16 protein-coding genes are annotated in these 19,750 nt (G+C 67.6%); 9 read left to right on the forward strand and 7 right to left on the reverse strand.

What is annotated here, in order from left to right; all coding sequences use genetic code 11:
* Positions 1-36: 36 nt before the first annotated feature.
* From OG876_RS02205 to OG876_RS02215, 3 genes are read right to left on the reverse strand one after another with little or no spacing between them, the layout of a single operon-like run.
* On the reverse strand, positions 37-987 hold the full coding sequence (locus OG876_RS02205) for a carbohydrate ABC transporter permease (RefSeq protein ID WP_328523027.1): 951 nt from the start codon (positions 985-987) through the stop codon (positions 37-39).
* Positions 984-1,976: an ABC transporter permease gene (locus OG876_RS02210; protein WP_328523028.1), complete on the reverse strand. Its 993-nt coding sequence runs from the start codon at positions 1,974-1,976 to the stop codon at positions 984-986. The genes OG876_RS02205 and OG876_RS02210 overlap by 4 nt, the downstream gene beginning before the upstream one ends.
* 25 nt (positions 1,977-2,001) lie before the next feature.
* Positions 2,002-4,377, reverse strand: coding sequence for a glycoside hydrolase family 95 protein (locus OG876_RS02215; protein ID WP_328523029.1), 2,376 nt, complete (start codon positions 4,375-4,377; stop codon positions 2,002-2,004).
* Between the two features lie 143 nt (positions 4,378-4,520).
* On the opposite strand from OG876_RS02215, the gene OG876_RS02220 reads away from it, so the two are divergent.
* The 6 genes from OG876_RS02220 (at position 4,521) to OG876_RS02245 (ending at position 11,393) form a co-directional block, all read left to right on the forward strand.
* Positions 4,521-5,840, forward strand: coding sequence for an L-fuconate dehydratase (locus OG876_RS02220; RefSeq protein WP_328523030.1), 1,320 nt, complete (start codon positions 4,521-4,523; stop codon positions 5,838-5,840).
* Entirely contained in the window at positions 5,837-6,622 is a 786-nt protein-coding gene (locus OG876_RS02225) for a FadR/GntR family transcriptional regulator (protein WP_328523031.1), read from the forward strand. Before OG876_RS02220 ends, OG876_RS02225 begins: the two co-directional genes overlap by 4 nt.
* Positions 6,594-8,624 (forward strand): glycoside hydrolase family 36 protein, encoded by a 2,031-nt coding sequence (locus tag OG876_RS02230; RefSeq protein WP_328523032.1) that lies wholly within the window; start codon positions 6,594-6,596, stop codon positions 8,622-8,624. Before OG876_RS02225 ends, OG876_RS02230 begins: the two co-directional genes overlap by 29 nt.
* Before the next feature lie 1,112 nt (positions 8,625-9,736).
* The gene (locus OG876_RS02235) at positions 9,737-10,444 is read left to right on the forward strand and encodes an alpha/beta hydrolase (protein ID WP_328523033.1); all 708 of its coding nucleotides are present in this window, start codon (positions 9,737-9,739) and stop codon (positions 10,442-10,444) included.
* 218 nt (positions 10,445-10,662) lie between these two features.
* Complete coding sequence (locus tag OG876_RS02240) at positions 10,663-10,839, forward strand: hypothetical protein (RefSeq protein WP_328523034.1); 177 nt, start codon at positions 10,663-10,665, stop codon at positions 10,837-10,839.
* Entirely contained in the window at positions 10,815-11,393 is a 579-nt protein-coding gene (locus OG876_RS02245) for an alpha/beta fold hydrolase (protein ID WP_442914156.1), read from the forward strand. Before OG876_RS02240 ends, OG876_RS02245 begins: the two co-directional genes overlap by 25 nt.
* Positions 11,394-11,446: 53 nt before the next feature.
* On the opposite strand, the gene OG876_RS02250 is transcribed toward OG876_RS02245, so the two are convergent.
* Both OG876_RS02250 and OG876_RS02255 read right to left on the reverse strand, forming a co-directional pair.
* The gene (locus OG876_RS02250; RefSeq protein ID WP_328523035.1) at positions 11,447-12,094 is read right to left on the reverse strand and encodes a sigma-70 family RNA polymerase sigma factor; all 648 of its coding nucleotides are present in this window, start codon (positions 12,092-12,094) and stop codon (positions 11,447-11,449) included.
* Positions 12,095-12,175: 81 nt separating this feature from the next.
* Complete coding sequence (locus tag OG876_RS02255) at positions 12,176-12,760, reverse strand: sigma-70 family RNA polymerase sigma factor (RefSeq protein ID WP_328523036.1); 585 nt, start codon at positions 12,758-12,760, stop codon at positions 12,176-12,178.
* Between the two features lie 264 nt (positions 12,761-13,024).
* Between OG876_RS02255 and OG876_RS02260 the strand changes: the two genes are divergently transcribed.
* The gene (locus OG876_RS02260; protein WP_442914090.1) at positions 13,025-13,975 is read left to right on the forward strand and encodes a serine/threonine-protein kinase; all 951 of its coding nucleotides are present in this window, start codon (positions 13,025-13,027) and stop codon (positions 13,973-13,975) included.
* Between the two features lie 8 nt (positions 13,976-13,983).
* Here the strand turns inward: OG876_RS02260 and OG876_RS02265 are convergent, their stop codons facing one another.
* Both OG876_RS02265 and OG876_RS02270 read right to left on the reverse strand, forming a co-directional pair.
* Positions 13,984-16,002: a sensor histidine kinase gene (locus tag OG876_RS02265; RefSeq protein WP_328523038.1), complete on the reverse strand. Its 2,019-nt coding sequence runs from the start codon at positions 16,000-16,002 to the stop codon at positions 13,984-13,986.
* 96 nt (positions 16,003-16,098) lie between these two features.
* Entirely contained in the window at positions 16,099-17,751 is a 1,653-nt protein-coding gene (locus OG876_RS02270; RefSeq protein WP_328523039.1) for a sensor histidine kinase, read from the reverse strand.
* Between the two features lie 307 nt (positions 17,752-18,058).
* Between OG876_RS02270 and OG876_RS02275 the strand changes: the two genes are divergently transcribed.
* Together OG876_RS02275 and OG876_RS02280 are read left to right on the forward strand one after the other, a co-directional pair.
* Positions 18,059-18,316 carry a hypothetical protein gene (locus tag OG876_RS02275; RefSeq protein WP_328523040.1) on the forward strand — a complete coding sequence of 86 codons (258 nt, stop codon included), beginning with the start codon at positions 18,059-18,061 and terminating at the stop codon, positions 18,314-18,316.
* Positions 18,313-19,746 carry an MFS transporter gene (locus OG876_RS02280; RefSeq protein WP_328523041.1) on the forward strand — a complete coding sequence of 478 codons (1,434 nt, stop codon included), beginning with the start codon at positions 18,313-18,315 and terminating at the stop codon, positions 19,744-19,746. Before OG876_RS02275 ends, OG876_RS02280 begins: the two co-directional genes overlap by 4 nt.
* Positions 19,747-19,750: the final 4 nt, after the last annotated feature.

Below are 19,750 nucleotides of genomic sequence, written 5' to 3' on the forward strand. Positions count from 1 at the left end.
TTAGGTCCCTCACAGGGGTCGAGGTGATGCGGAGGATCAGCCCTTGACGGCGCCGATCATGATTCCCTTGGTGAAATAGCGCGCGACGAACGGATAGATCAGGAGCACCGGGACGCTGGCGACCACGATCAGCGAGTACTTGAGCAGATCGGCCAGTTGCTGACGTTGCAGCATGACGGATGCATCGACGGCCCCACCGCCGGTGGTGTTGAGGATCAGGATGTTGCGCAGGACCAGCTGGAGCGGGAACAGGTCCGGGTTCTTGAGATAGATCAGCGCGTCGAAGTACGAGTTCCACTGCATGATCGCGTACATCAACGCGACGACCGCGATCATCGGCTTGGCCAGCGGGATCACCACCGACCACAGGAACCGCAGGTCACCGCACCCGTCCAGCTCCGCGGCCTCGACCAGCTCTTCCGGGATCGCCGTACGGAAGTAGGTCCGGGCGATGATCACCTGCCAGACCCCGATCGCCTGCGGGATGATCAGCGCCCACCGGGTGTCCAACAGGCCGGCCGACTGCACCACGAGGTACGTCGGGATCAGGCCGCCGGTGAACAACATGGTGAACAGGATCAGCGTCATCACCACGTTCCGGCCGACCAGCGACCGCCGCGACATCGGGTAGGCGATCGCAATCGTCATCGTGACGCTGACGATCGTGCCGACGACCGTGTAGAACAACGAGTTCAGGTAGCCCTGGACGATCTGCGGGTTCTGGAACACCGCGTGGTAGCCACGTAGCGAGAACTCCACCGGCCAGAACAGCACCCGCCCCGACGAGACCGCCGCCGGACTGCTGAACGAGCTGGCCACGATGTACAGCAGCGGCAGCAGGACGACCGCGAAGAACACCGCCAGCAGCAGGTACACGCAGAACAGGAAGATCCGGTCGGTCCGCGGCTCGCGGATCCGGCGTGCCCGCGCCGCACGGCGCTCGCCTCTCTTGCTCGGCAGCGTTCTCGCTTCAGTCTGAGCGCTCATGACCACAGTCCGTTCCCGGTGATCCGCTTGGCGATTGTGTTGACCATCAGCAGCAGCACCAGGTTGATCACCGAGTTGAACAGCCCGACCGCGGTGGCGCCGCTGAAGTCCGCGTTCAGCAGACCCGTCTTGTACACATAGGTGGCGATGATCTCGGACTGGCTCAGGTTCAGCGGGTTCTGGAACAGGAACGCCTTCTCGAAGCCGATCGCCATGATGTTGCCGACGGCAAGCACCAGGATGATCACAGCCGTCGGCATGATGCCCGGAAGATCCACGTGCCGAATCCGCTGCAAGCGGCTGGCACCGTCGATCCGGGCCGACTCGTGCAGCGCCGGATCGATGCCGGACAACGCGGCCAGGTAGATCACCGCGGAGTACCCGGTGGTCTGCCACACGTCGGACCAGACATAGATGTGCCGGAAATAGTCCGGGTTCCCGAGGAAGTCGATCGCGGGAACGCCGAAGAACCCGAGCCCCTCGTTGACGATGCCCAACCGCGGCGACAACACCAGGATCGTCATCGACACGACCACGACCGTGGAGATGAAGTACGGCGCGTACGTCACCATCTGCACCGTCCGCTTGAACACGCCGGTGCGGATCTCGTTCAGTGCCAGCGCGAGGATGATCGCGATCGGAAAGCTCGCCGCGACGGTGTAGACCGACAGGATGAAGGTGTTCTTCACCAGGGTCCAGAACACCGGGTTGTGGAAGAACAGGTCGAAGTTCTGCCAGCCCACCCACGGGCTTCCCCAGATGCCCTTGATCACGTTGAAACTCTTGAACGCCAGGACGGCGTTCGACATCGGGATGTACTTGAACACCACGAACCAGATCAGCGGCACGACCATCAGCAGGTACAGCGTCCAGTGCCGGTGCAGGCTGCGGCGCAGCCCCTTGATACCGGGACGCTCCCGTCCCCGTCGTCGCCTGGGCCGGGCTGGTGTCTCACCGGCCGGTGGCCGGATGGTTGTCAGGGTTGCCATGAAGTCTCCTCGTCCGGGCCGGCGATCAGATCGAGCTCATGCGGTGACCGATTCCGGCGCTCAACCGGACCGGCACCCGGTCGTCACCGTGGCGTACGACCCGCTCCTGGTCCCGATCGGCGGTCAGGACTGATTCGACGCCCCGCGGCGTCCACGCGATGTCGACGGTGACCCCGCCACGAGCCCGCAGACCCGTCACCCGCCCGCTCGGCCATTCGGCGGGCAGAGCGGGCAGCAGTTCGATCTCGCCGCTGTGACTGTGCAGCAGCATCTCCGCGATGCCCGCCGTCGCACCGAAGTTGCCGTCGATCTGGAAGGGAGGATGTGCACAGAACAGATTCGGGTAGACCCCCGCGCCGCTGCCAGGTCGCCCCGTCGCGGAGTCGTCCGCGGGCCTCAGGAACGCCTGGACCAGGCGGTGCGCCGCTACCGCATCACGAAGACGTGCCCGCAGATTGATCTTCCACGCCAGCGACCAGCCCGTGGCCTCGTCGCCCCGCAGGTCCAACGTCCGTGCCGCGGCGGCCGCAAGGACCGGTGTGCTGTCCGGCGTGATCGCATCGCCTGGATGCAGACCGACCAGGTGCGACATGTGCCGGTGATGGGGATCTTCTTCGACCAGGTCAGCTGCCCACTCCTGCAGCTGTCCCCGCGCACCGACCGGTGGCTCGGGCAGTCGCTTGCGGGCAGTGGACAGCTCACCGACAAGGGGATCGACGACATCGAGCAGCTCGGCCGCCTGCTCGACCCGCCGGAAGAGGTCCGAGATCAACGCCAGGTCCATGGTCGCCGACCAGGTCACCGATGCCGGCTGTCCGTCGTCCGCGATGTAGTCGTTCTCCGGTGACGTCGACGGCGCCGTACCGAGGGTGCCGTCGGGCAATTCCACCAACCAGTCGAGGCAGAACTCCGCGGCCCCGAGCAGCACGCGCCACGACTCGCCGAGGAACTCCAGATCGCCGGTGAACTCGTAGTGGTCCCACAGATGGCGGGCCAGCCAGGCACCTGCCATCGGCCAGTTCGACCACCGCGGATCACCCTCGACCGGGAACGACCAGCACCATGCGTCGGCGTTGTGGTGCGCGGTCCATCCACCACAGCCGTACCGTTCGCCGGCCGTCGTCCGTCCCGCCTGGGCGAGCTGACCGATGTAGCGGAGCAGCGGCTCGTGACACTCCGACAGGTTGGTCGTCTCCGCCGGCCAGTAGTTCATCTCGGTGTTGATGTTCACCGTGTAGTTGCTGCTCCAGGGCGGCCGCAGGATGTCGTTCCAGATCCCCTGCAGGTTGGTCGGCAGGCCACCCGATCGCGAACCCGCGATCATCAGGTAGCGGCCGTAGTTGAACAGCAGCGCAGCCAGCGCAGGGTCCTCGGCGTCGGCCGCGCCCGCGACCCGCTGGTCGGTCGGCAGCTCGCCCTGCCCCGCCGGTCCGGCCAGTTCGAGCGACGAACGACGGTACAGGCGCTGGTGATCCTCGCGATGATCAGCCACGAGTTCGCCGTACGTGCGATCGCGCGCCGCGAGCACTGTCTGATCCGCGGCGGCCCAGCACTCCGCCGCCGATCGAGTCGGTGAGGTCGACGGCCCGGCGTACCCGGTGCCGGTGGAGAGGATCAGGGTGACTTCGGTGGCGTCCTCGACCGTGAGCTCGGCTTCGACGGCGCGGATCTCCCCGTCACTCGACGCGCGCAGCGCGATGGCCGCTGCCATGCCGCGATCCACGCCCTCGGAGTACCGAATCGGCTCCGGAACATCGCGATGCGGAGGAGCGACATCGGCCGGAGCCTGCAGCAACAATCCGAGCCCGTCCTCGACTGCGTGTGCTCGCGACTGCAGTTGCGATGTCAACCGGCACGTCAGCGCCAGTACCGGCTCGGACGCCGTCATTCGCACAACCAGGACACAGTCCGGCGCACTGACGAAGGCCTCCTGCCGCACCACCACTCCGCCGACCTCGAACTCCGCCGTTGCGGTCGCGGCGTCGAGATCGAGCTCCCGCCGGTACTGCGCGACTTCGCCGGCGGCAGGCGTTGTGCCATCGACACGAACCTCCAGGAGGAGGTCACCCAATGGCAGGTAGGCCTGGCAGTAGCCGGAGTGAAAACCGCCGGCCAACTCGTGCGCCCGGCGGATGTCGCCGGCCCTCAACGCGTCGCGCAGAGTCTGCACCGCCTCGGCGCCGGTCGCACCGAGCGGAGTCGACAACATCCGCGCGGTCTCCGGACCGCCCGACCACAGCGTCTCGTCGTTCAGCCCGATCCGGTCGCTGCCGACACCCCCGAAACACATCGCGCCGATCCGGCCGTTGCCGAGCGGCAGCGCCTCCAACCACGTTCCGGCGGGCCGGTCGTAGTACAAGCGCTGCACGCCGGACCGGTCCGAGCTCACCAGGTTGCCCATACTGCAGTCCTCCGTCGACGTGACGAGGTATTAATCCCACGAATTGCCGGGATCGTAGCGCTGTAGCCGCGATTGGTCCATACTGAACGCCATCGAAGAGGAAGAAAGATCCCATCTCTGTGGGACGGACATGAGGGGCCGCCATGCCACGCATCACCTCTGTGGAGGTTGTCGACGTCCGCTTCCCGACGTCGCTGACCCTCGACGGTTCGGACGCGATGAACAAGGACGGCGACTACTCAGCGGCATACGTGCTCCTGCACACCGACGCTCCGGACCTGTCCGGACACGGCTTCACCTTCACCATCGGACGGGGCAACGACCTGTGCGTCGCGGCGGCCGGGCAACGCGCCCAGCCGCTGGTCGGTCGTGACGTCGACGAACTCTGCGGCGACCTCGGCGGCATCTACCGGGAGCTGCAGTCGGACAGCCAACTGCGGTGGCTCGGCCCGGACAAGGGTGTCGTCCATCTCGCGTTGGCCGCCGTGATGAATGCGGTCTGGGACCTCGCCGCGCGACGGGCCGGCGTACCACTGTGGCGACTGCTGTCGGAGATGTCACCCGAGGAACTCGTCGAGGTCGCGGACCTGCGCTACCTGAGCGACGTCCTGACGCCCGATCAGGCCATCACCCTGCTGGCCGGGAAAGAAGCGGGCCGAAAGCAACGAACCGAGCAGCTCGAGGCATCCGGCTACCCGTGCTACACGACCTCCGCCGGATGGCTCGGATACTCCGACGCCAAGCTGCGCAGGCTCTGCGAAGAAGCCGTTGCCTCAGGCTACAAACACGTCAAGCTCAAGGTCGGCGCCGACCTGGAGGACGACATCCGGCGCTGCGGCATCGCCCGTGAGGTGCTCGGTCCGGACGGTCACCTGATGATCGATGCCAACCAGGTATGGGACGTCCCGGAGGCGATCGAATGGGTCAAGGCGCTGGCCGAGTTCGACCCGCTGTGGATCGAGGAGCCCACCAGTCCCGACGACATCCTCGGTCATGCCGCGATCCGCAAGGCCGTGGCACCCATCGGCGTCGCCACCGGCGAGCACGGTATGAACCGGGTGCTGTTCAAGCAGATGTTCCAGGCCGGCGCCATCGACTACTGCCAGCTCGACGCCGCCCGCCTCGGCAGCGTCAACGAAGTACTCGCGGTCTACCTCCTGGCCGCCTGGTTCGACGTACCGGTCTGCCCGCACGCGGGTGGTGTCGGTCTGTGCGAACTCGTCCAGCATCTCGCGGTCTTCGACTACATCGCCGTGTCGGGCAGTCTCGAGCGCCGCGTCACCGAGTACGTCGACCACCTGCACGAACACTTCGTCGACCCCTGCGTGGTCCGGGCCGGAGCGTACGTACTTCCGACCGCCCCCGGTTACAGTGCCGAGATGCACAGAGAGTCACTTCAGACCTACCGGTTTCCGGACGGCACCTACTGGTCCGCACGCGCGGAACAGGACCCGCTTCCATGACCCCCGGCAAGCTGGCCGAGAGATCTCGCACACCTGGCGTCTCGCAGACCGACGTCGTCATCGAGGGCATCCGGCAGATGATCATCGACGGCCAGCTCCGGTCGGGCGACCGGCTTCCCGTCGAGAAGGACCTCGCCGCGGTACTGGGGGTCTCCAGGAATCCGCTGCGCGAAGGGGTCCGCGCGCTGTCGATGATGGGAGTTCTCGAGACCCGGCAAGGTGACGGTACCTACGTCACCAAGCTGGATCCGTCGATGCTGCTCGCCCCGATCGGATTCGTCGTCGACCTGCAGGACGGCAGCGGAACGCATCACCTGCATGCAGTACGCCGGGTCCTCGAGATGGAGGCCGCGGCCCTGGCAGCGCAACAGATAGCGCCGGCAGAGCTCGAGGCCGCTGTCGAGCTGTTGCGTCACAACGAGGCCGAACTGAGGCTCGAGGAGCCTAATCACGAGACGGTGATCGAGAACGACATCGCCTTTCACCGCATCATCGCGGACGCGGCTGACAATCCGGTTCTGGCAGCGCTGATCAACGCGCTGGGTGGACGGACGATGCGCGACCGGCTGCGCCGATCGATCACCGAGCCCGGCGCCGACGAGACGGCCCACGCGGAACACCTCTCGATCCTCGCCGCGCTGACGGCGCACGACCCCGACCGGGCCAGGATCCGCATGGCCGCCCACTTGTTCACGGTCGAGGACTACCTCCTCGAGACCCGCCGCGGAACCGACGACGAGACGAGAGCTGTGGATGAATCTCCTGCACTGGAGCAGCCCTGAGTTGACCCTGACCTTCGCTCTCGACGACGGTCCGGTGCGACTGATCGGCGTACGCGAAGCCTCTCGGCCGGACAGCGAGGATCTGGTTCCCAGCCAGCCGTTGGTCGAGGTGTCCGCCACCGGACACGGACTCTCGCCGAGCACCAATCGGCATGTCGACACCACCCTCGGGCAACAGTTGCGCTACGTCCGCCACGAGGAGACCGGGGCGACGTTGCGCATCATCCAGGACGATCCCAGTACGGGTCTGCGCGTCACCAGCGTGTTCGAGGCGCGGGCCGGCGTACGTGCTTGGTCCGAAGCCTCGATAGCAGGCCCGGGCACGCTCGAGCTCACCTTCCTGTCGTCCCTGGTCGTCGGCCTCCCATCGGTCGATGCCGAGCTGCACTCCGCCGCCAACAGCTGGATGGCGGAGAACCGCTGGTCAGTCCGATCACTGCGCTCCGAGACGCTGGCCGACATTGTCAGCGACGCCCATCACCATGTCGCCAGAAGCCGGCATCCGGTGACGAACGCCGGGTCATGGTCGACCGGCGAGCACTTGCCCGTCGGCGTTCTCATCGATCGGAGCACGCCGTACGCCCTCGGGTGGCAGATCGAGCACAACGGACCGTGGCACTACGAGATCGGCGAAAGCCGGGACGGCGGCTACCTGCTGCTGAGCGGTCCGACCGACCAGGAGCACCAATGGAGTGTCGAGCTCACCGCCGACACGCCATTCAGCACAGTGCCCGTCTCGCTCGTCGCCGGAACGGACCGGGATAGTGTGTTCGCTGCCCTGACCCGGCAACGTCGCGCGATACGTCACCGGCGCCCTGTCGACGACCGGGCGCCGGTCGTCTTCAACGACTACATGAACACCCTGCTGGGCGACCCGACGACGGAGAAGCTGCTCCCCCTCATCGATGCCGCGGCCGAGGTCGGGGCGGACTACTTCTGCATCGACGCCGGTTGGTACGCCGATGGCGACTGGTGGAACACCGTTGGAGCCTGGCAGCCGTCGGCCACCCGCTTCCCGAACGGGCTGGCCGAGGTGATCGACCGTATCCACTCCCACGGCATGGTTCCCGGCCTCTGGCTCGAACCCGAGGTGATCGGCGTTCGCTCACCGATTGCCCACGAACTACCCGACGACGCGTTCCTCACCCGGCGCGGCGTCCGGGTCGCCGAATCCGGCCGCTATCTGCTCGACCTGCGCAGCACCGCCGCCCGGGCGCACCTCGATCAGACCGTCGACCGGCTGGTCCGCGAGTTCGGCATCGGCTTCTTCAAGTTCGACAACAACACGATGACGGGTCCCGGCACCGACAAGGGCGGTACGTCGCTCGGCCACGGACTGCTCGAACACCAACGAGCACTTCTCCGCTGGCTGGACGATCTCCAGACGCGCCACCCCGACCTGCTGATCGAGAACTGTGCCTCGGGCGCGATGCGGATGGACTACGCGATGTTGGCCCGGCTGCACCTGCAATCGACCTCGGACCAGGAAGATCCGTTGCTCTACGCACCGATCACCGCAGCCGCGCCGGCCGCCGTACTCCCCGAACAAGCCGGCCACTGGGCTTACCCGATCAGCGGCAGCACCCGCGAGGAGTTCACCTTCGCGCTCGTCAACGGCATCCCCGGCCGCCTCTACCTGTCCGGCCACCTGAACCGCATGACGCCGACCGAGCTCGACCTGATCCGATCCGCCCTGGCCGCGCATCGCGCCATCCTCGACGATCTCGACACGCTCGTCCCCGCCTGGCCGCTCGGACTCCCGACCTGGACCGATGACTGGATCGCCCTGTCCCTCAACGGCCCAGACATCTCCTACCTGACCGTCTGGCACCGCACCCCAGGCCCATCCACCGTGACCCTTTCCCTCCCCCGGTCGAGGATCGATCCCCACTTCCCCACCGAGGACACCGCCTGGACCTACACCTGGACCGACGACACCCTCACCATCACTGCCAACACCCCCGAACCCTCCGCCCGAGTACTGCGCCTCACACGGTCATAAAGCGCATGCCGAGCGCGGCGACTACGAAGCAGTTCGATCACGCTCGTCTGGAGATCCTCGGTCCAGCCGACTGCCCGCGCTTGCTCAAACCCGATCCGCTCTGACGGGTTGGTGTACATGTACGCCGGCTTACCTGCGATCCGGTGGCCGCGCAGGCCGGGCTCCAGCGTGCTCAGCTGGGGCGCTGGTCGATGGGGTGCGTTGCTTCGTGCGTCGTCGCGGCCCGACTGGCGAGCAGTTGAAAAGCTTGGTCGGAGGGCGTGTCCGGTTCGGGGATGTAGATGGCGAGAGTGAGGCCTGAGGCGGCGGACAGTTCCATGGCTTAGAAGCCGAGGGGCTGCCGACCTGAATCAGCGCGAGAAGATCGTCAATGATGGGAACCTACATGCACGCCGCAGTTGGCGAATCTCTTGCCAGTAAGGCCTTTCACTCAACGACGGGGCCCATGATCACCTTCGGCGTCCGCCGCGATGGGTGCTACTTCCACAGCGTCGACACAGCCGAAGCTTGTTCAGGACGGGCCGCGATCGCTCGACCGTGTCGGCGTCCTAGTCCAGAATCGACTTCTCGCCGAGTTGAACGACTGACGAAAGGACCTTGATGCCGGTCAGCCCACGGATCAACCGCCTGTACGACGCCTTCCGGGCCGCTGGACCCGCTGCAGTCGAAGCCTTCTGGAACGACGTCACCGCCTCGGGTACGCCGATCGTCGAGCCGCTGGATGAGGACCGCGTCCTGGTCACGTTCGTCTGGCGCGGAGATGCCGAGTCGACGACGATCGGTTGGGAGCTCAACCTCCCTCTGGAGCGCTTCGAGCAGACAGACCTGTGGTACGGAACGCAGGAGCTGCCCGCCGATCTGCGCACCATCTACTACATCCGGCACGGCGATGCCGACTCCACCCCGCACGACGCCGACGGCGCGGGACCGTCCCACATCGACGCCGCCAACCCGCGGCCGTTCCAGTCCCGCGCGATCCTGCCGATGAGACGGACTGGGACAGTTGGCTGTCCACCTTGGAGCTGCCGGCGGCACAGCCGGAGACCTGGTCGACGCCTCGCCCTGACGTTCCCTGCGGTTCGATCACCGAGGAGTCACTCGAGAGTGAGGCGATGGGGACGACCCGGCATCTCTCGGTGTACTGCCCGCCGGGAACCTCGACCGAGGGCCTGGCGACGCTGGTGGTGTTCGACGGCTATCTCGGCCGCACAACCCTGCGCATGCACACCACACTCGACAACTTGATCGCCGCGGGCAGGATCCCACCGGTGGTCGCTCTGTTCGTCGGTCAGGTCGCCACCCGGCGGCTCGAGGAGCTCAGCCCGAACCAGGCCATGGCCGACTTCGTCACCCGTGAGTTGATGCCATGGGCGCGACGTCGCTGGCGCCTCAGTGACAACCCTGACGACTGCGTCATCGCCGGTTCGTCGCTGGGCGGGCTCACCGCGGCGTACCTCGCGCTGCGCGCTCCGGAGGTCTTCGGTGCGGTCATCTCCCAGTCCGGAAGCTTCTGGTGGCCGAAACCCCAGGAGGGTGAACCAGGATGGCTGATTCGCGAGTACGCGAAGGAACCACGCAAGCCGCTGCGGTTCTATCTCGACGTCGGCAACCGCGAGACCCAGGTGTACGACGACGGCGTTCCGGATCAGCTGTCGATCAATCGCCGGATGCGTGACACCTTGCAGGAGCGCGGATATCCGGTGACATACGCCGAATTCACCGGCGGGCACGACTACATCAACTGGCGGCGAACCTTCGCAGACGGCCTCCTGACGGTACTGCCCGCCGCCGGCTCAGTCGAAACGCGCCTGACCACCTGAAGGCCTGGTGACTTCACCGTCGCGATCGCCTCCTCCGGCGCCCACCACCCAGACAAGAGATATCCAACATCTGATCAGCCTCGGCCGGGCCGCTTGTACGTCGGCGCGCAAAGGTGACTGCGACGTACCGATGCGTTTGATTGCCTTGTCCTCCGGTAGCTCTCACAGGTCTACAGTCGCGGGATAGACAATCCGTCAGCATTGGAGCTCTGGTGAGAATGGCTGCTGAGACCCCGACGATCGTCCTGGTCCACGGTGCGTGGGCCGACGCGACCGGCTTTGACGCCGAAATCCGTGCGCTGCAAGACCGCGGGTATTCGGCCATCGGGTTCGGCAACCTGCTTCGCGATCTCGCCAGCGACGCCGCCTACTGGCCGACTTCCTGCGGACCCTGAGCGGTCCGATCGTGCTCGTCGGCCACTCCTACGGCGGCAATGTGATCTCCACCGCCGCCATCGGCAACGAGCAGGTCAAGGCGCTCGTCTACCTCAACGGCTGGATGTGCGACGTCGGCGAGAGCCAGCAGCAGCTCCTCGAAAGGTTCGAAGGCAGCCTGGTGGGGCCCTCGATCCGGCCCGTTCCGTTCACCAACCCTGATGGGAGCGAGGGCGCCGACCTCTACCTGGCCCCCGAGGCCTTCCGAGAAGCCTTCGCCGCCGACGTCGATCCCGCGACGGCCGCCGTGATGGCCGCGGCACAACGGCCCTACGCGGCCGCGGCGTTCGCAGCCACGCCGTCGGCCCCGCCGGCCTGGAACACCCTGCCGTGCTGGTATCTGCTCGGCACCGACGACAAGGCCATCCCGCCGGAACTGCAGCGGTTCATGGCCGAACGCGCCAACGCCACGATCGTGGAGGTCGCGGCCTCGCACGTCTCGTTCGTGTCCCAGCCCCAGGCCGCCACCCAACTCATCCTGCAGGCCGCCGAAGCGACAGCCGTCGCCGGCTGACCAACGCAGTCTGACGATCGCTCGTCTCGCGTCCGTGTGCTGATCATCATCGTTCACGCGTGCTGTGTTTGGCGTACGCCGTCCAGGGCTTCGAGGTTGGCAGGACTCGGCGCGGGAGGCCGAAGCTGATCCCGCAAGGACTTTCGGCCGCGGTGTAGCCGCGACATCACGGTTCCGAGGGGAACGTCGACGATTCCGGCGATCTCCTTGTAGCTGAACCCCTCCACGTCGAACAGGAGGACCACCCGCCGATAACGCTCGGGCAGGGCGGTCAGCGCCTCCTGGAGCCGCTGGGTGGGGATCGCGTCGATGACGATGCTCTCGGCGGAAGCCTCGACGGTGGGCCGGAAGCCCTTGCCGCTCTGGTACCAGGAATCCTCGGGCACTGTCCGAGGTTCGAGCAGCCGCTTGCGGTAGGTGTTGAAGAAGGTGTTGCGAAGGATCCGGAACAGCCATCCGATCAGGTTCGTCCCGGGCTGGAACCCGGAGAAGCCTCGGTACGCGCGAAGGTACGTCTCCTGCAGCAAGTCCTCCGCGTCAGTGGGATTCCCCGTCAGCCGCACGGCAGCGCCGTACAGACGAGGACGAAGCGGAAGGACCTCGGCTTCGAAGCGGTCCTTCAGCTCCTGGCGGTAGCGGAGTGATGTCACCATCAGAGCATCGCGCGGAAGCACGGTGTTGCCGTCGACGTCAGCCCCCAACCCACGGTCCTGCTGGCGAGAAACTGGACCTACCTGCTGGCAGGAACGGCTTCAGCACCAGTAACCAGTGGTCGTGCTGACTCATCCGCCCAGCTCTGGTCCGAACAGCGCTTCTCGTCCGCCGATTGCGGCGCGGACCGCGCGCAAGGCGTAGTACGACCTGGACTTCACCGTGCCAGGCGGTACGCCGAGCTCCCGGGCGGTCTCCGCGACAGTTCGTCCTTGGTAGTACAGCTCCTCGAGGACCTCGCGGTGTTCGGCCGACACCTGGTCCAGCGCCTCGAGGATCAGCAGGGTGTTCACCACCGAGTCGGAATGATCTCTGCCGACCGAGCTGCGCTCATCCACCTCCGCGACCTCTACTGGACGGACGGCTCGGGCCCGGGCCCGATCGGTGACGATGTTCCGCGCCACCTTCAGGAGCCAGGCTCGGATCGAGCCCGTGCCCTCGACGAGGCCGGCCGCATGTTTCCAGGCGCGGAGCAGGGTTTCCTGGACGATGTCCTCGGCCGCGGCATGATCGCCCGTCAGCCGGGTGGCGTACCTGAGCACGCTGGGACCGTGCTCCGCATAGAGCACGCGGATCAGCGCGTCGGCCGGCTCCCCGCGGCGGTGTGGTTCCGCCGCCGTTCTCCCGGACCCGGTTGTCGCGGGCGATCGTGCCATCTGCGATTCCTCCAAGGCGCCTGCGAAGCCGCACGGGTCGAATCAATAGCCGGAGGCGCCTCATGCGAGGTTTCTCCTTGATCTGTTGAGCTTTCGATACCCTTTGTACGGCCGATTCGGCAGCCGGGTTCGCCAGTCGGAGCAGGATTGCGGCTGACACCCAGCGCGGAGTTGCTGCTATCAGGTACAGGTCCTGCCAGCGGGTACGGGCGATTGCCGTCCGCCGGGACGACATGACGCCTGGATGCGCGCACGGTTGGCCATATGACGGCTCTCGCTGAACTTCCGAACCGAGACGCAGGTATCAGCCCGGCCCGTCGCCTTGCGAGCCTGACGGAGAACACGGTGCCGGTCGGACCGGCCATTGGAACTTCCGGCCAGCTCCGTCGGTCGGCAAAGTCCTCGTCCGGACGACTTGTCGCAGGTCGCTACCGGCTCCAGTCGCTGCTGGGGCGGGGCGGCATGGGACGGGTCTGGCTGGCCGAGGACGAGCTACTGCGCCGACCGGTTGCCCTCAAGCAATACCTCACCGTCGGCGCCCAGTCGGAGGACGAGAATCGGGCGGCCCGGACGCGCGCGCTCAACGAGGCCCGCACGGCCGCGCGGGTCAACCATGGCGGAGTGGTCCGCGTGCATGACGTCGTACGAGACAACGGCCTCCCCTGGATCGTGATGGAACCGCTGTCAGGCCGAACGCTGGCACAGACGCTCGCGCGCGAGGGGCCGCTGTCGATCGACCGGGTGACCGACCTCGCGTTGCGACTGCTCGACACGCTGAAGGCCGTACACCGGGCGGGCGTCGTCCATCGCGATGTCAAACCCGCCAACGTGCAACTGTGTGACGACGACCGAGTGGTGCTGACCGACTTCGGCATCGCCTGCATGGCGGACGAGGAACTCGACGCTCCCCGTGGGGCTCTCGAAGGTAGCCCCGCGTTCATCTCCGCCGAGCAACTCCGTGGCGACAAGCCGGCACCGGAGTCTGACCTCTTCTCGCTCGGCGCGACACTGTACGCCGTTGTCGAGGGCCGACCACCTTTCGCCAAGACCGACGTCATGGCGACGCTGACCGCCGTTGTCGAAGCCGCTCCGAGGCCATCGTCACGCGCCGGCCGACTGGGCCCGGTGATCGCGGGGCTGCTCACCAAGGAGGCTGCGCGACGGCTGACCGCGGACGCCGCACATGCCGCCATCCTCGAGCTCCGAGGGTTGTGAGCGGTCGGTCAGCCGGGTTCCGGCGGTCGGTCTTGTGGTGCCGTGTCGCCCGGTCGCTCGAGCGGAAGCGAGACGTCGATCACCGTGCCGTGTCCTACCGGGCTGACGACGTCGATCGACCCGCCGAGAGCCTCCACCCTGTCGCGCAAGCCGACCAGCCCCGATCCGCCGCGCGGCTCGGCGCCGCCGGCGCCGTCGTCCCGGACACGCAGCCGCAGCGCGCCGGCCTGCTCCTCGAGGGAGACTTCCGCGCGCGACGCGTCAGCGTGCTTGGCCATGTTGGTGAGTGCCTCGGACACGACGTAGTACGTCGCCACCTCGATCGGTGGCGGATACCGGGACCGGGTCCCGACGTTCACGTCGACCGGGGCGGCCGCGCGGCGGGCCAGAGTCCGCAACGCCGGACCGAGGCCACCCTCGGCCAGGATGGCAGGATGAATGCCACGGGCTATCTCGCGCAACTCGTCGACCACCTCGGTGAGGTCGGCGGCGGCCTGGCCGATCCCGGCCCGGAGCTGCGGCAGATAGCCAGGGACCGCGGCCTGCGCGAGGCGTAGTTCGAGCGCGAGCGACACCAGCCGTTGCTGCGCTCCATCGTGCAGGTCCCGCTCCAGCCGGCGCCGCATGTCGTCTCCGGCAGCGATCACCCGCGCGCGGGACGCCCTGAGCTGCGCCTGGCTCTCCGCGTTCGCGATGGCGGTGGCGACGATCTCGGTGAACTCGACCATCCGCTGCTCGGTGGCCAGGGGAAAGGGGCCACGTCGCGACGCGATGCTGATGCCACCCCAGCAGCGGCGCTCGACGAGGATCGGACTGGCGACCGCCGACTTGATACCCCAGTCGCGGAGGAACGGCGGTAGGCGCTGCCGCTGTGTGTCGTCCACGTCGTACCGAGCGGACTGACCGGTCGCCTGCACTGACGCGATCGCCGAAGGTGATTCCGGCCTCCAGCGGTCACCTATCCGCAGCTCGCCCTCGCCCATCCCACGGCTTCCCATCAGTGTGGCCGTTCCGTCCGGCTCGAACCGGAAGATCCCGGTGATGTCCGCGTCCGTCAGCTGGCCGAGCTCCTGCGCCACCGCGGCGAACACCAGGTCGGGTGCACCCCCGCGGGCGGCCAGTGTCGCCACCCGCCGCAGCGCGGCCTGTTCGTCAGCCATGCGGTGCAACTCGGCACGTGCTTCGGTGTTCTCGATGGCGGTGGCCACCAGCTCGGTGAAGCGGGCGATCTGTGACTCCGTGTTCGCCGGGAACGGTTCATCGCTCTTCTTCGAGGCGGCGATCACCCCCCACACCTGCCCGGCGACCACGATCGGACAGCCGACCGACGAGCGGATGCCGAGCGCACGCGCCTCCCCCGCGATCTCTCCCGTGGCACCCTCGAAGCTGTCGAGCCGGACCGGCTCGCCGGTCCTCCCGACATCGCGGGCCACACTCAGCCCGTCCAGGTTGAACCGCGTACCGACGGTGAGTTGGACCGGCACCCTGCTCCAGGCGGCGACGCCGATCACGGTCCCGTCCGCCTCGTAGCGCTCCATCCGGGCCAGGTCGGCTCCGAACAAGAGCCCCACCTCCCGGGTGACCGCCTCGAAGACCACCTTCGGCGCATCCGACTCCGCGACCAGCGTCGCGATCCGCCGCAACGCGGACTGAGCGGTGATCAGGCGCTCCGACCTCATTGCCGCCCGCCGTGACCGCGCGGCCAGCTCGGCCACCACTACCGCCGTCACCAGGAACACGCCGAGCGCCACCACGTTCCGGGAGTCGGCGATCAAGACCGAACCTTCAGGTGGCAGCAGAAACGCGAAGGCCGCGACGCTGACAACCGAGGTGATCGCCGCCCAGCGCGCTCCCCACACCACGGCAATCGGCAGCACGGCGAGCAGGTACAGGACCAGCAGACTCAGCACGGGCACGTACTGCTTCAGCAGCGCGACGACGCCCGTGACCGCCGCTACCAGAGCCACGCCGAGCAGCAACCCACGCAACCAGCGCGGGCCGGGCAGATTCAGTCGGGTCGGTGCCATCACATCGGTTCCCTCACCACCTGCCGACGGACACATCCGCAGCGGACCGCCGACCCGTTCGATTGTGTCACCAGTCCAGGTGGGCCGCTGGGCGATCTACTCGTCGGGCCGGCTCGCGGCGGGAACGGGAAGGTCGCAGGTCACCGACGTGCCCTGATCAGGTGGGCTGTGTACGTCGAAGGTCCCGCCGAGCGCCTCGATCCGGTCCTTCAGCCCAACCAGGCCCGAGCCCCGACGGGAGTCGGCCCCGCCGATGCCGTCGTCGCGCACGTGCACCCGGAGTCTGCCCCCGGACGCCTCGACGTCCACCTCGACAACCGAGGCGCGCGCATGTTTCGCAGCGTTGGTGAGCATCTCCGAGACCACGTAGTACACGCCGACCTCGACCGGCTCGGGGAGCCGGCCGTCGACCCGTACGTCGACCGTCGCCGGGACGGCCGAACGCCGCGCGAGCGCACGCAGTGCGGGGCGCAGTCCCGACTCGGTCAGGATCGCCGGGTGGATGCCGCGGGAGATCTCCCGCAGGTCGTCGATCACGTCCATGATCTCCTCGGCTACCTCCGCGATCTCGGGACCGACGCCCCGGGTTTCGCTGGACGCCACTGCCGAACGCAGCCTGAGGGCCAGCGCGACCAGCCGTTGCTGCGCGCCGTCGTGGAGGTCGCGCTCGATCCGCCGGCGGGCCTCGTCCGACGCGGCGACGATCCGCGCGCGGGACGACATCAGCTCGGCCCGGCTCTGGGCATTCGCGACGGCTGTCGCGACCAGGTCGGTGAACTCCGTCATGCGCTGCTCGGTGTGGGGCGGCAGTGGCCCGCTCGCCGACCCGACGGCGATCATCCCCCACACCCGGCCGTGGACGTGGACCGGCATCGCGACCGCGGCGAGCAGTCCCTCGCGGACGTAGGGCTCGCCACCCTCGATGGCGCGGTAGTCATCGATCCTGGCCGGCAGGCCGGTGCGTAGCAGGGTCGCGGTCAGTCCGTTCGGCGGATAACCTTCCCAGCGCTCACCGACCCGCACATGAGGACCCGCTGTGCCCTCGTTGGCGACGACCGTCGCGGTTCCGTCGAGCTCGAACCTGATCATTCTGGCCGTGTCATGACCGAAATGCCGCAGGACCTCCCTGGTCACGGCCGCGAACAGGACTTCGGGCGGTTCCCCCCGCGCGACCAGCATGGCCAGGCGGCGCAATGCCGCCTGCGTCTCGACCAGGTCGCGCAGCCGCTGCTCGGCCTGAGCGTTGGCGATCGCCGTCGCAGCAAGCTCCATGAAATGGCCGACACGTATCTCGGTACCGGTCGGGAGATCCCGCTGCGTGGTCGCCGCGACGATCACGCCCCACTGGCGCCCTGCGACCGTGATGGGCGACGCCACCGCGGCTTGCAGGCGAAGCCTGCGGACGATCTCAGCGAACGGACCGCTGGCAAGCCGCTCGCCGCTGATCCGCGCCGGCCGCCCGGTGCGGAGAGCCTCCGCGCTGACCGTCCTGGAGTCCAGGCCGGCCTGAAACCCGACGGGTACGGCGTCGCTGACCCGGCCGAACGATCCCACGATGGTCACGTACGCCTCAGGCTCGCTGCCCACCACACGCCGATGATCGACCCGGGAGACGAACGTCGCTTCGGCACCGACCAAGTGGGCCAATTCGTCCGCGACCGCGGTGAACACCTCGTCCGGCCGCGCGCCTCCGGCGACAAGCGTGGCGACCCGGCGCAGCGCGGCCTGCTCCTCGGCAAGCTGACGCAACCGCGCCGGACTTTGCGGATCAGGACCTGTCCGCGGGTCTGGGGCACGATCCGCGTCGGCTCCAGAGTCCGGCGCGTTCACAAGGCGACGGTAGCCCTTTGCCGGGAAGGAAGGTAGCCAGGCCACCAGCTAGCAGGGATGCGGACCCCCTCTTGGCCAGCACTCCGAATTGCCGCTGGCGGCGATGCCCGCGAGCCATCCGAAGGCCAATCCTGGTCTCCGTGGACAAACGGACCGAAACCTCGCGCCGGGTTGGCGTTCAGCTCGGCACTTCATCAGATTGCCGTCGCCCGAGGGGCGGTCAGGGATGACGTCTGAGGCAACGACACGGCCGGTCTGGCTGAAGATCTGGCAGTCCCAGCGCCAGGGGTCCGTGATGCCGTCCGCCCTGGCGATCCACCGGTCGGTCGAGCTGCACGTGGCGTCCACGTCGGGCGTCGCGCTGACCATCCAGCAACTCCGCCAGGCCGAGGTCTACACAGTGCGGTACGACGAGGAGAGCGACCGCCTGCTGCACGAGGTGTTCGCGCCGTACGGCATCCCCTATCGGCAGCCGACCGAATGAGCGCCGTGGACGCGATGGCCGCGACCGGCCATCCGCTGCGCTGGCGGACGTTGGCGGTCACTCAGCTCGCCGCCTTCATGGCACTGCTCGACGTCAGCATCGTCAACGTGGCGCTGCCGTCCATCGAACGAGGGCTCGGTGTCTCGTCCGGAACCGCGCAGTGGGTGGTGTCCGGGTACGCGCTCAGCTTCGGGCTGGCGCTCGTACCGGCCGGTCGGCTCGGCGACGCGCTGGGCCGGCGCCGGATGTTCATGATCGCCCTGGCAGCGTTCGTGGTGACCAGCGCTCTCACCGGGGCGGCACCGACCATTGGTCTGCTGATCGCCGCACGGCTGCTGCAAGGGGTCACCGGCGGCATGCTGGTGCCGCAGAACTCCGGCTTGATCCAGGAACTCTTCCAGGGAGCCGAGCGGGGCAAGGCGTTCGGCCTCCTCGGTGCCACGGTCGGACTGGCCACGGCGACCGGCCCGGTGGTCGGCGGGCTGATCATCACGCTGATCGGCGGGCCGGATGCTTGGCGCTGGGTGTTCTACGTCAACGTACCGATCGGCCTGATCACCCTGCTGCTCGCCGCACGGTGGGTCCCGGCTCGTTCGGGAGGCGAACGCCGCAAGCCCGATCTGGACCTGATCGGTTCACTGCTGGTCGGCGCGGGCATACTCTGCCTGCTGCTTCCGGCGGTGGAAGCCGAGGGCAACGGTCTGCGTCACGATTGGTGGCTGTTCGTGGTCGCCGTACTGCTGCTCACCGTCTTCGCCTGGTGGGAGTTACGCACCGTACGCCGGGGCCGCGAGCCAGTGCTCGACCCACGGCTGGCGCATACCCCGGGCTTCGCCGCCGGCTCGATCATCGGCCTGGTCTACTTCATCGGCTTCACCGGCATCTGGCTCGTGCTCGCACTGTTCTACCAGGACGGGTTCGGATACTCGCCGCTGCGCTCCGGCTTGGCAGTGACTCCGTTCGCGATCGGGGTCGCGGTGTCCGCGGCGATCGCCGGACGCCTGGTCTCGAGATTCGGTCGGGTGCTGACCGTGGCGGGTCTGACCGCGACGATTGCCGGGCTGGTGACGACCGCGCTCCTGCTGCGGCACGTCGGTGGCGACACCGCGCAATGGGCGACCGCCGGACCGTTACTGATCGCGGGACTCGGCGGCGGCATGGTCACCTCCCCCAACATCACGCTGTCCCTGCAGAACGTCCCCGTACGGATGGCCGGCGCGGCAGGTGGTGCCCTGCAGACCGCTCAACGGATCGGCTCGGCGATCGGCACCGCCGTACTGGCGACGATCTTCTACCGCGTCCTGATGAGCTCCGGCCACGACTATCCGGCGGCGGTGTCCGCGGCGCTGTTGAGCGCCACCGGGCTCATGGTCGTGGCCTTGCTGATAGCCATCGTCGACCTCGTCCTGCACCATCGAACAAAGGAGTGATGAT

Origin of the sequence: Kribbella sp. NBC_00359 (assembly GCF_036097425.1) — a bacterium.
In the GTDB taxonomy this organism is placed as follows: Bacteria; Actinomycetota; Actinomycetes; order Propionibacteriales; family Kribbellaceae; genus Kribbella.